The sequence below is a fragment of the Paenibacillus sp. 37 genome (genome assembly GCF_008386395.1).
Classification (GTDB): Bacteria; Bacillota; Bacilli; order Paenibacillales; family Paenibacillaceae; genus Paenibacillus; species Paenibacillus amylolyticus_B.
The window spans coordinates 666,711-679,675 of the sequence record NZ_CP043761.1 but is presented as its reverse complement, the minus strand read 5'-3'; the positions used below and the strand labels follow the sequence as shown (position 1 = coordinate 679,675).

Here is a 12,965-nt window from a genome sequence, read left to right as displayed (position 1 = left end):
TTGACCATACTTAACCGCCTGATTAGGCGACTAACTCTATCATACCAATTTACAATGCGATTGTGAAAAGGGCAAATGGTTTACTTTTAACCGGGATAGTCCTATCCCTGAATGCATACAGAGGTGGATGAAACATGTTAAGTCCGAACTCAACGTTCTACCCCCGTCCGCTCGGGGTTACCCCGGCGGCGTCCCTGCCCCAGTCCCCGTCTGCTCCGCTGGAGACCAGTCGGCAACTCGTGGGTAATGATCAACAAGATGCCTTTTATTTTCGCTCTCTGGAAGAGGCTGGTATTAAGCTAAATGCACCACAAATCTCGGCAGTCCGTCACGGCAGAGGACCGATCCTGACGCTCGCCGGAGCTGGTTGTGGCAAAACAACTGTACTGGCCGCAAGAGCCGGCTATCTCATAGAGGTCAGCGGCGTACATGCTGGCAGTATCCTGCTGGTGACGTTCACGAACAAAGCCGCCACCGAGATGAAAGACCGGATCGCCGCATTGCCAGGTATACGTCCGGCAGCCGCGAGAGCCGTGCAGGCTCGCACCTTCCACTCTTTTGCGCTGACATTGCTGCGTCATTATGGCGTGCAGGAAGAGATCTTTGGTGAGTCGCGAGCCCAGCATACGGTGCTGAAGATGCTTCTTCGCCAAAATGGCATGAGTGAAGCCTTCCAGCCTGAAAGTCTGCTGGCCATGCTGTCCGCATGGAAGATGCAAGGATCGGAAACAACCGACCTGCCTGAAAAATCGCAGGAAGAACGTGATGCCAAGCGTGTTCTGCTTGGTTACGAAGCCTGGAAACAGGATCGCGGCAAAATGGATTTTGATGATATTTTACTACGGGCAGCCGCGCTGCTTCGTGATCCTGCTGTTCTGGGGCCGCTTCAGAAGCGTTTCCAGTACATTATGGTGGACGAGTTCCAGGATACCAACCATCTGCAATATGAAATTGTGCAAAAACTGGCTTCCGCTCACCGCAATCTGATGGTTGTAGGAGATGATGACCAGACGATCTATACCTTTAATGGCGCACGCCAGGAATCAATTTTGGAATTCGATAAAGTATACCCCGGCGCACGCATTGTGACGCTGGATATCAATTATCGTAGTGATGCACGCATTCTGGGACTCGGAAGTGAACTGGTCGCCCGCAATAAACGCAGACGTGACAAACGGCTACGTGCCGCTGGAAACCGTGGAGATGCGCCCCGTTTCGCTACACCTTCCAATGCGGAGGAAGAAGCGGCGTGGGTTGTAAACCAGCTGTGTCAACAGGTTGAAGAAGGGCAACACACCTATCGCGATATTGCGATTCTTCACCGGACAGCAAGCAGCAGCCGGGCTGTATTTGAGCAGCTTGTGTTGAAAGATGTACCTTTTGTACAGCATGGGGCTTCTCCGGTGTTCTATGACCAGTCTCTCATCAGACCCTTGATGGATCATTTGCGTCTGTCCCTTGATCCACGTGCCATGGATGCTCTCCCAAGTGCGCTGGGACCGCTCTATGTATCACGGGATGCAGGGCTCGAGTGGATTCAGCGCTGTGAACAACAACAGGCGAAGAAATATCCGCTCATTCATCTGGTGAAATGGGACAAGCTGAAACCGTTTCAGCAGGAACAGGTCAAAGAACGCATCAAACTGATCAAATCACTGCACAAACTAAAACCCATCATCGCCATTCAGGAGATGCGCAGGCAGTTCTACGACAAGTATATGGAAAGTGGTGATCCCAGCATCTTCACCCATTATAAGGAAACGATGCTGGAAACCCTAGATGAATTCGAAGCTGCCGTCAAAAAATTCGAAACGGTGGAAGAGTTCATCCAATTCGCGGATGAGCTCTCCCGCAGACACCGTGAGATGGAATCTCTGCGCCGCGCACAGGACAGTGACGCAGTGCAGCTGATGACCATTCACCGTGCCAAAGGACTGGAGTTCCCTTGTGTATACTGGATTGGAGCCAGTGAAGGCATTGTGCCCCACAGTACCGCACTACGCCAGGATATCCCCGAGGATCAGAAAGCTGCGCTTGCTGTGCAACAGACAGACGCCGAACTGGACATGGCGCTGGAGGAAGAACGCAGGCTCGCCTATGTTGCCATCACAAGGGCCAAGCAGTACTTGTATGTCACCTCACCCGCATCTCATCACGGAAAGCCAGCAGACGTGTCCCGCTTCTTGCTCGAAGCCTTCGGCATGGAAGTTCCGGACAAACGTAAACCTCGTGAAGAGAGCCGAACGAGCAGTCAGACTTCATATGGCAAAGGAAATACGCAGTATGCCCACTCAGGCTCAGGTGCCCGTTCCGAAGGTCGGGATATGGCACAGCGCCGTGCAATTAGCCACAGTGACCGTCGTGACTTCGAGGTCCACAACGAACGTGATGAGGATCGCCTCGGTGAACGGCGCGGTAGTGGGGAGATTCGCAACCATAAGGCATTCAGCACCACAGGTGTGAGTCCGACAGCTGCGAATTCCTCTAGTTCACATTCGCATACTTCAGGTTCAGGTAATGCTGAGCGTACAGAGACCGTTGCGGTCTGGAAGTGCAGTTCGTCCACCTGTAAAGCGTGGCTAAGACAGAAGCCGGCTGTGCCTTCTGCAAAAACAAACAAGAAGGTATCATCCAGCCCTCCCGCCTGTCCCCTGTGTTCAGGATCGATGGAGGCCGGCACCCGCCAGGTACCCGTAACGGGGAGATTTGGGAAATAAACGAAACAGGATACCGTTATAGCTCGTTTCAGGGCGCTTTTTGCTGTTTATTAACAGTAGAAGCGTCTTTTTTCCATTTCAGAATGGGGGTTGGATTATGCAGGACGGCAAACAACATCTGTATGTATCGGTAACTCATAACTTGATTGAACAAACAAAGAACGAATCTACACCCTTTGAGGTGTTGGTGGATGGCGAACAGTTGGGCCGATTGAAAGATCTGATGAAGGTGTTGGAGGATGACGATGCCTATACTTTGCAACGGGCCCCGGTGCCCTACAAATCGGCAGATCATGATGAGGCGACAGAGCAATTTTCGGATGGCATGACCTTGTTGTATACCTTTCTCTACGACCATGGCACGCCGGATTCGCGGCAGGCAATTGAAAGCATGAACGTGCTTCCAAGGCTGCAGGATACGGATTATGATGACCCTGGATACGAGAATTCACCACTGAATAAATGACCTGATGCCAAAAAGCATGCGTAACCGCAGATCACGCGGAAGACGCATGCTTTTTTTATATGATGAAGGACAACTGCCATGTAAAATGAACTCAATCCAGACGAATTTCCTGCCCTTTCTCAGCGGATTCGTAGATTCCGCACAGCATGCGTGTGGAAGCCACCCCATCTGCAATTGGGCTGATCGGCTCTGTACCGTTCAGACAACAATCCACAAAGTGGTCAATCTGGTTCTGGAATGCACTATGAATATGGAGACCCGTATTGTCCGTCTGGGGTTCAATATTCAGGATGGTATTATTTTTCTCCGTGACGATCAGTGTCTCCGGCTCCAGTTCGAACCCACCACGCTCGCCGTATAATTTCACAGAAGATTCATCTCCGCGTGCATGCAGGGTAAAGCTCACATCCACCGCCAGCGAAGCCCCGTTTTCAAACCGAATAAGTGCATTCGCCATATCTTCCACATCATTCACAGCTGCGCTGTAGTCGGCTGCTTTGTAAAAAGAAAGATGTTCGATATGGGCACGATTGCCCAGCTTCCGATACGTATTACCACTGACCGAAACAGGTTTCGGCCTGCCCATCAGATACCAGCATTGGTCGATAATATGTACGCCCAGATCAATCAGGGGGCCTCCGCCGGAACGGCTTTTGTCAGCGAACCAACCACCTGGATTGCCGTGACGCCGCAGAATGGAAGCTTTGGCATAATACAGTTCACCAAACTCCCCGGCATCAATGAATCTGCGCATCATCTGCATATTGTTGTCATACCGACGCACAAATCCAACGATAAAGGTACGTCCGCTCTTCTTCACCGCTTCTTCAATCCGCAGTGCATCTTCCACATTGGTTGCGATCGGTTTCTCCAGCAACACATGCTTGCCTGCCTCCAGTGCAGCAATGGCAAATTCGGCGTGTGTATTATTCCAGGTACAGATACTGACAGCATCCACATGCGGGTCCTCCAGCATCTCCCGATAATCGGTGTACACGGATTGAGCATCATACTTCTGTGCCGCAGCCTTAGCCCGCTCTTCGTTCAGATCACAGATGGCATAGATGACAGCATCCTCATTTTTGGCGTAACACCTCATATGAAGATCCGAGATGGATCCTGTACCGATCATTCCAATGTGCAGCATTTGTTTCGTGCTCATCATCGTCCTCCCTTCCTTTTCCACAACTTCCACAACATCACTATCGTCTAGTCTGCCCGCAGCATGCCTTCGTAAATACCCGGGGTTGAATTTTCGATCTTCACAGCACCCAATGTTCGGGCATAGAAATCCACAGGTCCCGCTGATCCGATAATCGCATAACCATAACCGTCCGCCTTCATCGCATGCATACAGGCCAGTAACAGGGCTGTTCCTACACCTTTGCCCCGTGCATCCTGGCTCACGCCTGTTGGTCCAAAGAAGTTGCGACATGTCGCTTCGTAACAGGCAAATCCGATCATTTCCCCATGCTCAACGGCGATGTAACAGGACACGGGCTGACGTGCAAAAGCGACCTCACATTCATCCACCCAAGCTTGGCTAAAATGTGACCTCACCCAATCCAGTACAAGCTGTTTCTCTGGGGCAATGGCTCTTCGAATCACAATGGAGGATTCCTCCAGCTTTCTCAGTCCACTCTCTTGCTCCGGTAAACGATAGAGCGCTACCAACATATCACTCATCTAATCGGTTCCTCCTCGTACTTGAATGTGAAATAGGACAAAGGTTTGGCCACTTACCTGAAATTAACCTGATCCTGCTGCGGATAACCTGCAATACAAGCGATATTTCTAATTTAAAATAACTTACCGCTTACATTCATTGCATTTCAACTGCAACACTGAGACGATATGTCCCGTCTATTAACTTGAAGCGCGGCCCTAAGGAAGATTTTACCGCGTCAGTACACAGATTAGAAGGGATGAATATTGATGAACAACAACATGAAAAAAGTAAGTGCACTGATGGCCCTATCCATGGCATTGGGTGGTGGAGCCGCTTATGCAGCAACACTGGACAACACACAACCAGTCCATCAAACATCCGTTTCAGCAGATAGTAATGCAGCGAGTGTAGTAAACGTATCCGTGAATGGTGCATCCATCTCTGATGGTTATTGGAATAAGGATGGCAAAGTAGCCATGATCCCGCTGCGTGATCTTACGGACGCACTGGGTATTGAACTGGAATGGAAAAAAGAAACTAAAACTGCAGAGCTGACTCATGGTGCTCTCTGGACACAGGTAATCACAGGCAAGGATCAATATTCCGTGAATAAAATGCTGCTCACGCTGGGTACAGCGCCCGAAATCACAGGCGGCAAATTGTATGTACCGGTTTCTTTTGCTGAGAAAGCACTGCATGGACAAGTGAACACAACAGGAAATCAGGTGACGATCTCCAGTGAAGAGGACGTGAAGACGGTTACTGAACGTGGTGTCATTACCAGAATTTCAAACCAGGATAAATACAAGTCCATCCAGATTGGCGGTGCAGGGTTGGATGGCATTGTGCTCAATCTGAGCGATGAGACAAAATTCATCTCCGTTGAGGGAAAAGAGATTGCACTGACTGATCTGGCCATCGGCATGAACGTGGAAGCTGAGCATTCCCTGATCACTACCCGCAGTCTGCCACCACAAACGCCTACCTATACAGTCACTGTACTGGATGCGGCTACAGCATCTCAGGCACAACCTAAAGAGGTACTGGGTACAGCCGGTACGATTGAAAATGTAACAACAGCTGAAGGCGGCATCTCACAGATTGAGATCACAGGTACACGTTTAACTGAGACGGCTCCTGACCATGTCGTGCTGAATATCGCTAAAGATACGCTGCTCGTGAATCACGAAGGCGAAACGGTAAAGGCCGAAGAACTGACTAAAGGAACTAAAGTGATCGGTTTTTACAGCCCTATGCTAACTCGCAGTTTGCCTCCAATCGGAACGGCATGGAAAGTGGTTGTTGAAACACCAGCAGCACAACCGGAAGCGAAATAAATCGATTAGAAATGCGACTGGCTGAAACACATGTTATATGTTGTTGCAGACGACCATTTGCATCGCTTAGCGCGGGGTCATGAGTGTGGAGCATCATAATGACCAGCCATCCGCATGTAGTTCCTGGCGCGCGGTGTAATGAGTTTGGCGCATCAGGAGCTCAGCCGTGCGGCCAGGCGGCGAAGTCAATTCAAAATAACCTTATCCGCTTGTCTTTTGACAGGCATGGATAAGGTTGTTTTTTTGGTTTTGGTTCTGGTTTTTTAGAGTGTGTCTACAAACTGCTTCAAACCGAAGGGTATCTGGAACTTGTCCGGAGCAGACACGTGCGATGTGCGATGCATACGAAATACATTGCTTACCGAATGTAAGAGCAAGCGGAGTTAACGCTAACGAATCTGAGGCATCTTATTCAAGGATTTGAAGTACCCGCAAAAATCTAAGGAATCTCACCGTCAGAATCAATCGGCTGTGACTTCATCTTCAACAATCGCTTCCACTTCAATCTCAACCATCAACAAGGGATCAATGAGTGCGCTAACTTCAACCATGGTGGCTACAGGCTGGATCTGTCCAAAAAATTCACCGTGTGCCTTGCCAACTTCCTCCCATCTGGAGATATCGGTCACAAACATCCGGGTTCTCACCACATGCGACATGTCAGCCCCCAGTTCTTTCAGTGCATTCTCGATCGTCTGCAAAACGAACCTTGTCTGTGCATACGGATCACCTGCCCCAACAACTACACCATCTTGCATTGCGGTTGTACCCGCCACTTCAATTCGGTTCCCTACACGGATGGCACGGCAATATCCCACCAACGGTTCCCATGGGGAGCCCGTAAATACCTGCTGTCTGCTCATTCTCTCGTCCCTCGCTTTGGTTGTATTTATCTATAATGCATACCTTAATTATATCAGCCCATTCGAATCCCGAACAAAAACTTAAAACTTAAATCTGGCTGGTTCTTCTTCTTCGCACATATTTGATATACCAAAATTCGATGTACACAAAAAAAGTCCCAGGAAGGGCACCATCTGTTCAACAAATGATGCGCTTCCTGGGACCTCTTCATAACGAGATAGTATTAACTAATCAAATGGAAACCATAGGTTGGCCTGATTACAACTTGATATTCGCCTCATCGAAATATTCTTCCAGAGTTAACCCACTCTTCGCCACATCCGGTGCCAAATCTGTACCGATGTACCGGATATGCCAAGGCTCATAGACGTACCCTGTGGTATCTTCTTCACCTTGCAGATAACGGATGACATATCCGTATTCTGCAGCGTGTTCAGCCAACCACTGGCCTTCCTTCGATGTGCCAAATACCTCTTCCAGCACATTGCCCACACTCGGGCTGGATACATCAATGGCAAGACCGGTCTGATGTTCGCTTCGGCCTGGAACAGAGCTCACGCGATCCGTGTATTCTTGACCTTTGGTTTTGACATTGTTGTTATAGATGGATACCTGACGCTGATATGAACGATAACCGGACACCGCACGAAGCTCAATGCCATCCGCTTTTGCACCTGCAAACAACTTCTCCAGTGCCTCGGCTGCTTCCTTGCGCATATGCCGCTTCTCGTGTGGTTCATCGAAGGAGAACGGTACATTCGGCTCTACCAGATCGTCCGGCTCGTACCCGTCGGGCAGACTCCGTTGTTTGTTCACAATGACGGTCATAGACTCGGCATTGGTCACCACGGATTGTGCATCAATTGTCGTTTGCAGTGCGCTGATACTGCGTTTCTCCAGCAATGGATCTTCCGCTGTCCCACCATTCCCATTGTCCGAAGAGCCCTGCCCTTCGCCCGCTGAAGCATTCCCAGGCTCGCTATCCGTGCCTTCACCGTTGTTGCCAGAAGATGATGTGTCATCCCCGCCAGCATTGTCGCCATCCGTTCCTTTATCCTCCGTAAAATGAACCGTTGTGCCGTCCGTCTCCTGTTGTGTGTTACCTGTTCCATTCGGATTCTGGCTCTCCTCTGTGCCTGAACCGTTCTGGCACGCGGCAAGCAATGCTCCGCATATCATCAATGAGGACAGCATAACCACCATGCGGCGCTGTCTTCCTGTAGTTGATTTCATGTAAAAACTCCTATCGCAATAATATAAATGTTGTATAGTTCTCAGCGTGCAATGTTCCCTGCGACAGTATACCTTAATTGGGAGCGAAGCTCCACCGGTAAAGACGTCCTTTAGAAGAGATCCGAATGAACATATACGGGCTGTACAGCCTGTATGATCGTTTTTTGGACTTTTAGAGCAACATCCCCATGCTGTACACAATAGAAGTGAAATGGGAATATGCCTTCTTATATTCCATATGCAAAAAAGTGATTATACCGAGATACACTTTACTAATGAGCATTGTTGGATAAAGACAAAATTCATCTTGTTACCGGGAAATGAATTAAATCGAATAATGCAACATGCTGCAATAAAAACAGCAGGGGTGATCTGAGATCTCCCCCGCTCTAATGGGTGCATCATTTGGTTGCCGGGCTGTCCGCCTTCTTCTGGACAGCCTGCCACATCCGCGCGGCTACACGCTCGCGGATCAAATCCAGCCCTGCGGTGGCCGGCACGCCCGGCAGCAGCGCCGTCAGCTCCGGCAAGGCCGGCGGCTTGCCCGGCCGCGTAAGGCGCACCTCAACGGCCCCAAAGCCCGGCCCCGGCTGGTGCATGGCGCCGTCCGCGGCGGCCTCGGCGATCCACTCGCCGACGGCCGCGCCGCCTTCGCCGCCCCGCACTTGCGGGCGGCCAGCCGTTTCCGCTGCGCGGCCGGGGCCGCTGGGATCATGGGCGAGTTCCTCCGCCCATGCCCCCAGCACGCCGGCGAGCAGCGCTTCGCGCGGCAGGCCGGCATGCGCCAGCTGCAGCAGCGGCTCGGCCGCGAGGCGCGCGGCTACGGCGCGCTCAGCGGCCGCGGCATGCGCGCAGCTCGGGCGGCCGCAGGTGCATGCCACGGCCGCGCTGGCCGTTGCTGCGCCTGGCGAGCCCTCGGGCGCTTGCGCAGCCGGCAGCAGCCCGGCGAGCTCCTCGGACGCCGGGCCGCCGCGCAGCAGGGCGTACAGCGTCAGCGGGCGCTTGCGCAGTTGAGCCAGCACAGCCTCGCGCTGGGCTTCGCTCAGTCGCGCCGGCGTTCCCGTGACCGTGAACATGCCTGCGGCTGATCCGGTCTTGCCCTCAACAGCGGAAGCGGAAACGGAAACTTCCTGGTCCGCTTCCGCTGCTGTATTTACTTCTGCTGTCCACCCACCGGGGGACATATGCAGCTCGATCTTCCATTTTTCGCTCACAATAATCCCCCTTTCTCAACATCTATATTCCCCTGAATGTTCAAGGTCACAGCCACGTCTCACCCTGAAGTGAGATTAGACCGCGCAGCTCATCATCCGACATCTCGGTCAGCCAGTTCTCACCCGAACCAACGACCTGCTCGGAGAGTGCCTTCTTGCTTTCAATCAGCTCATCAATCCGTTCCTCCAGCGTTCCCTGACAGATCAGCTTATGCACCTGCACGTTGCGATTCTGTCCAATTCGGAATACACGGTCCGTCGCCTGATTCTCAACCGCGGGATTCCACCACCGATCATAGTGAACGACATGACTCGCCCGTGTCAGATTCAGACCCACACCTCCGGCACGAAGAGATAGAACAAACATGGACGGCCCCTCTCCTTTTTGGAAAGTCTCCACCATATCATCTCTTTGCGCCTTCGACACACCACCATGCAGGAAATAGGGTTCTTCCTCATATCGCTGTTTCAACCTCGATACCAACAAATCTCCCATAGCAACATACTGCGTGAAAATCAGGGCGGATTCCCCGTTATCACGGATGGCATCCAGCAGTTCAAGCAAACGTTCCATCTTACCGGATGCCTCAGCCTTGCCGTGGTCTTTCCGATTACTGTCCGCCAGCACCGGATGATCACAGATCTGTTTGAGCTTGGTCAGGGAGGACAGCACAATCCCCTTCCGGGCAATACCATTTCTGCCGTCCAGACCACCCATCAGATCATCCACCACACGCTGGTACAGCACCGTCTGCTCCGGCGTCAGAGAACAATAGGATTTCAGTTCAAGCTTCTCTGGCAGATCCTTGCGAATATCCGGATCACTTTTCAGCCTGCGCAGCATGAATGGAGATACCAGTCGATGAAGCTCACGCAAGGAGGCTGCATTTTCTTCGGATGGCCCCAGTCCCGTATACCGCTGGCGGAACGATGAAGCTGTTCCCAAATACCCCGGATTGAGAAACTGGAAAATCGACCATAGTTCGCTCAATCGGTTCTCTACAGGCGTTCCCGTCATCGCAATACGATGAAGTGTAGACAGGCGCATCACGCTTTGCGCTTGTTTGGTACGGTAGTTCTTAATATATTGTGCCTCATCCAGCACAATGGTGGACCAGTGCAATGAAGCCAGATCCGGGCCATCTCTGCCTGCCAGATGATAGGTCGTCAGTACAATGTCATGCGTCTGCGCTTCTGCCTGAAAATCATTCCCGTGCAGCCGTTGTCCGCCATGATGAATATATAGGGACAGATCCGGGGCAAACCGCTTCAGCTCACGCTGCCAGTTTCCAAGCAGCGAGGTAGGACACACAATAAGTGCAGGCAGATGAACATGCTGCTCATTCGTGTGCTGATCCGCCGGGAAAGAATCATCTGATCCATTCAGGAGCTCATTCTCACGCGCTTCCTCTTCAGCTGCCTGGCGTTCCTCATGTTTGCGGTCCAGCAGACAGGTAATTACCTGAATGGTCTTCCCAAGTCCCATATCGTCCGCGAGACATACGCCAAAGCCCAGCTCACGCATAGCGGATAACCATTGGTAACCTCGTTCCTGATAAGGTCTTAGTTCACCATGCAATTCTGCCGGAACCTGACGAGGCTCAATGCTGCGAAGCACCTGTCCATCGAGCAGAAAAGCAAGCATCCCATCAGATTCGGCACCAAAGACGGAAAGACCCTTCCAGGCGGAATCCTCCCCTTCATCCGCTGCCAGATGCAGCCATTCGGAGAGAGGCATATATTGTTCTTCTTCTTTTTTCATATAACGCAGGACTTGGCGAATCTCTTTTGTATCCACTTCAATCCATTCACCACGGAACATGACATACGGAACTGTGGATTCAGCCAGTGCTGCCAGTTCCTCCGCCGTGACCGGTTTACCATCCAGCATAGGCTCTGCTTTGAAAGCAACCAATTGTTCCATGCCCAGTGCAGATGTGGCTCCAGGCAAACGCTCTGTTCCCCGATTCAACATCTGCAGACGTAGTCCCGCACGACGTTTCCCGGCACGACTCCACCTTGAAGGCATAAGAACGGTTATCCCTGCCTTCTGCAAACGTGGAACTGCATGCGTGAGAAATTCAAAGAAACCCTGCTGCTCCAGCTTAATTTCCTCCGGACGAGCGGTAAGCAGCGCCGTCTCCAGTTCAGGTGCCAGTTCTGCTGCTTGCCCAAGTGCCATCAATAATTGCTCTGCCGCCGAGGTATACAACACCTTCCCTCGGTCCAGATCTCGCTCCGGATGTGCCCAGATAGTCCGTGCAGGCAACCTCAGGCTTGGTTCCTGCTCACTGTCCACCCAAAAGCTGACTCCCCAGATCGTTTCATGTTCGCCCAGTGGAGGCTCCAAGCGGAGCACCAGCTTCAATTGGCCTTCAGCAGGTGCCATCTCTTCTGCTCCCACGATTGGCATTGACGTTCCACCCACTTCTTGCAGCGTATGAATAAACGCTGTCATATCGTCCGTCGGCCCTTGCACAGTCACAGGACGGAACATCGAGATCAGACTGTTCCACCAGAGTTCGGCTACTGGCGAAGATCCGCGTCGATATGGGGTGCGGTAACGGGACAGTTCACTGTCCATACTCTCCAGTTCACTTGTCACTACAGCATGAATCATGCCACTCATGAATGAAAATAATACCGCAGCCCCTGCTTCTTCACGCGTTTCCGGTTCCAATGAAGCATAAGCTCCAGGAGCGGCCAATCCAATCGGAGGCATCGCTTCAGCAAGATCGCGGAAGCGTTCGATGTCCTCCTCCTGCTGCAAGCGTGGCCGCCATACGCCTGTTAATGTCTCTTGCCCGGTCCGTCGCCGTGCTCCGGTCTTTGCTGCGAATTCAGCCGATGGAGCAATCGCTCCCCGCAACAGCAGCTCCTGTGTGAACTGCGCTGCTTTGATCCAGTAACGCATCTCTTCTCCAACCTGAATTCCGGCTGCATTTAACAAACGGTCATCCCATTGAAGCAGCAACCTGAAGGCATCCTTAGGCGAGACTGCCAATCCTTCCAATGTGCGCCCCAGCAGCTGACGCCGCTTCGTGTTCTTGGCTTCAGCCGTGTTCCTCAGCGGATTCGGCCAGCGCAGCTCCGCAAGACGCAGAGCGGCAGGCTGAAACAGACGACCCCCGTCGCCAAAATTCAACCTTCTTACCACGTGGCTCCATGCATCCACACGCGGTTCCGATGTTTCACCGGAAAAACAAAAAAATACGTCACCAAGCCATACTCCATACAGCGATTGCATCATTAAAGTCTCCCGTCATCCCTTCGCATTGTTACTCTCCATCATATACGAAAATGACCGGATTTAAAAACCTTTGCCCATAAAAAGTGGTTATTTCGAGGGTTAGGGCGTGTCTCAAAACTCGCTGAAGTGCATCTTTTACCCCCTTTTCGCCCCCTGCTGCGTCACTTTCCCTTGACGTGCCCCGGCACGCCTGCGGAAAACTTTCTTGCTTGGAA

9 protein-coding genes are annotated in these 12,965 nt (G+C 51.8%); 3 read left to right on the top strand and 6 right to left on the bottom strand.

Going from position 1 to position 12,965, the window contains the following annotated elements; all coding sequences use genetic code 11:
- Window positions 1–134 precede the first annotated feature (134 nt).
- Both F0220_RS03150 and F0220_RS03145 read left to right on the top strand, forming a co-directional pair.
- On the top strand, window positions 135–2,717 hold the full coding sequence (locus tag F0220_RS03150) for a UvrD-helicase domain-containing protein (RefSeq protein ID WP_105601407.1): 2,583 nt from the start codon (window positions 135–137) through the stop codon (window positions 2,715–2,717).
- A gap of 97 nt (window positions 2,718–2,814) precedes the next feature.
- Complete coding sequence (locus F0220_RS03145) at window positions 2,815–3,183, top strand: hypothetical protein (RefSeq protein ID WP_105601409.1); 369 nt, start codon at window positions 2,815–2,817, stop codon at window positions 3,181–3,183.
- A gap of 91 nt (window positions 3,184–3,274) precedes the next feature.
- Here F0220_RS03145 and F0220_RS03140 read toward each other — a convergent pair whose 3' ends face one another.
- Complete coding sequence (locus F0220_RS03140; RefSeq protein WP_105601410.1) at window positions 3,275–4,345, bottom strand: Gfo/Idh/MocA family protein; 1,071 nt, start codon at window positions 4,343–4,345, stop codon at window positions 3,275–3,277.
- A 47-nt stretch (window positions 4,346–4,392) separates the two neighbouring features.
- A complete protein-coding gene (locus tag F0220_RS03135; protein WP_105601412.1) occupies window positions 4,393–4,869 on the bottom strand; it encodes a GNAT family N-acetyltransferase in 477 nt (158 codons plus the stop codon).
- Between the two features lie 261 nt (window positions 4,870–5,130).
- Here F0220_RS03135 and F0220_RS03130 point away from each other — a divergent pair, with 261 nt between their 5' ends.
- Window positions 5,131–6,189 (top strand): copper amine oxidase N-terminal domain-containing protein, encoded by a 1,059-nt coding sequence (locus tag F0220_RS03130; protein ID WP_181155560.1) that lies wholly within the window; start codon window positions 5,131–5,133, stop codon window positions 6,187–6,189.
- A 461-nt stretch (window positions 6,190–6,650) separates the two neighbouring features.
- Here F0220_RS03130 and F0220_RS03125 read toward each other — a convergent pair whose 3' ends face one another.
- The 4 genes from F0220_RS03125 to F0220_RS03110 form a co-directional block, all read right to left on the bottom strand.
- Complete coding sequence (locus F0220_RS03125) at window positions 6,651–7,052, bottom strand: RidA family protein (RefSeq protein ID WP_074093334.1); 402 nt, start codon at window positions 7,050–7,052, stop codon at window positions 6,651–6,653.
- Window positions 7,053–7,311: 259 nt separating this feature from the next.
- Window positions 7,312–8,286: a M15 family metallopeptidase gene (locus tag F0220_RS03120; RefSeq protein WP_105601415.1), complete on the bottom strand. Its 975-nt coding sequence runs from the start codon at window positions 8,284–8,286 to the stop codon at window positions 7,312–7,314.
- Between the two features lie 401 nt (window positions 8,287–8,687).
- Window positions 8,688–9,500 carry a hypothetical protein gene (locus F0220_RS32375; RefSeq protein ID WP_181155561.1) on the bottom strand — a complete coding sequence of 271 codons (813 nt, stop codon included), beginning with the start codon at window positions 9,498–9,500 and terminating at the stop codon, window positions 8,688–8,690.
- Window positions 9,501–9,546: 46 nt separating this feature from the next.
- Window positions 9,547–12,750: a DEAD/DEAH box helicase gene (locus F0220_RS03110; RefSeq protein ID WP_105601417.1), complete on the bottom strand. Its 3,204-nt coding sequence runs from the start codon at window positions 12,748–12,750 to the stop codon at window positions 9,547–9,549.
- Window positions 12,751–12,965: the final 215 nt, after the last annotated feature.

Excerpts from the sequence above, each read along its gene's own strand:
- F0220_RS03110 (WP_105601417.1), bottom strand. The coding sequence starts at position 12,750 with ATGATGCAATCGCTGTATGGAGTATGGCTTGGTGACGTATTTTTTTGT.
- F0220_RS03145 (WP_105601409.1), top strand. The coding sequence starts at position 2,815 with ATGCAGGACGGCAAACAACATCTGTATGTATCGGTAACTCATAACTTG.
- F0220_RS03140 (WP_105601410.1), bottom strand. The coding sequence starts at position 4,345 with ATGAGCACGAAACAAATGCTGCACATTGGAATGATCGGTACAGGATCC.
- F0220_RS03125 (WP_074093334.1), bottom strand. The coding sequence starts at position 7,052 with ATGAGCAGACAGCAGGTATTTACGGGCTCCCCATGGGAACCGTTGGTG.
- F0220_RS03150 (WP_105601407.1), top strand. The coding sequence starts at position 135 with ATGTTAAGTCCGAACTCAACGTTCTACCCCCGTCCGCTCGGGGTTACC.
- F0220_RS03120 (WP_105601415.1), bottom strand. The coding sequence starts at position 8,286 with ATGAAATCAACTACAGGAAGACAGCGCCGCATGGTGGTTATGCTGTCC.
- F0220_RS03135 (WP_105601412.1), bottom strand. The coding sequence starts at position 4,869 with ATGAGTGATATGTTGGTAGCGCTCTATCGTTTACCGGAGCAAGAGAGT.
- F0220_RS03130 (WP_181155560.1), top strand. The coding sequence starts at position 5,131 with ATGAAAAAAGTAAGTGCACTGATGGCCCTATCCATGGCATTGGGTGGT.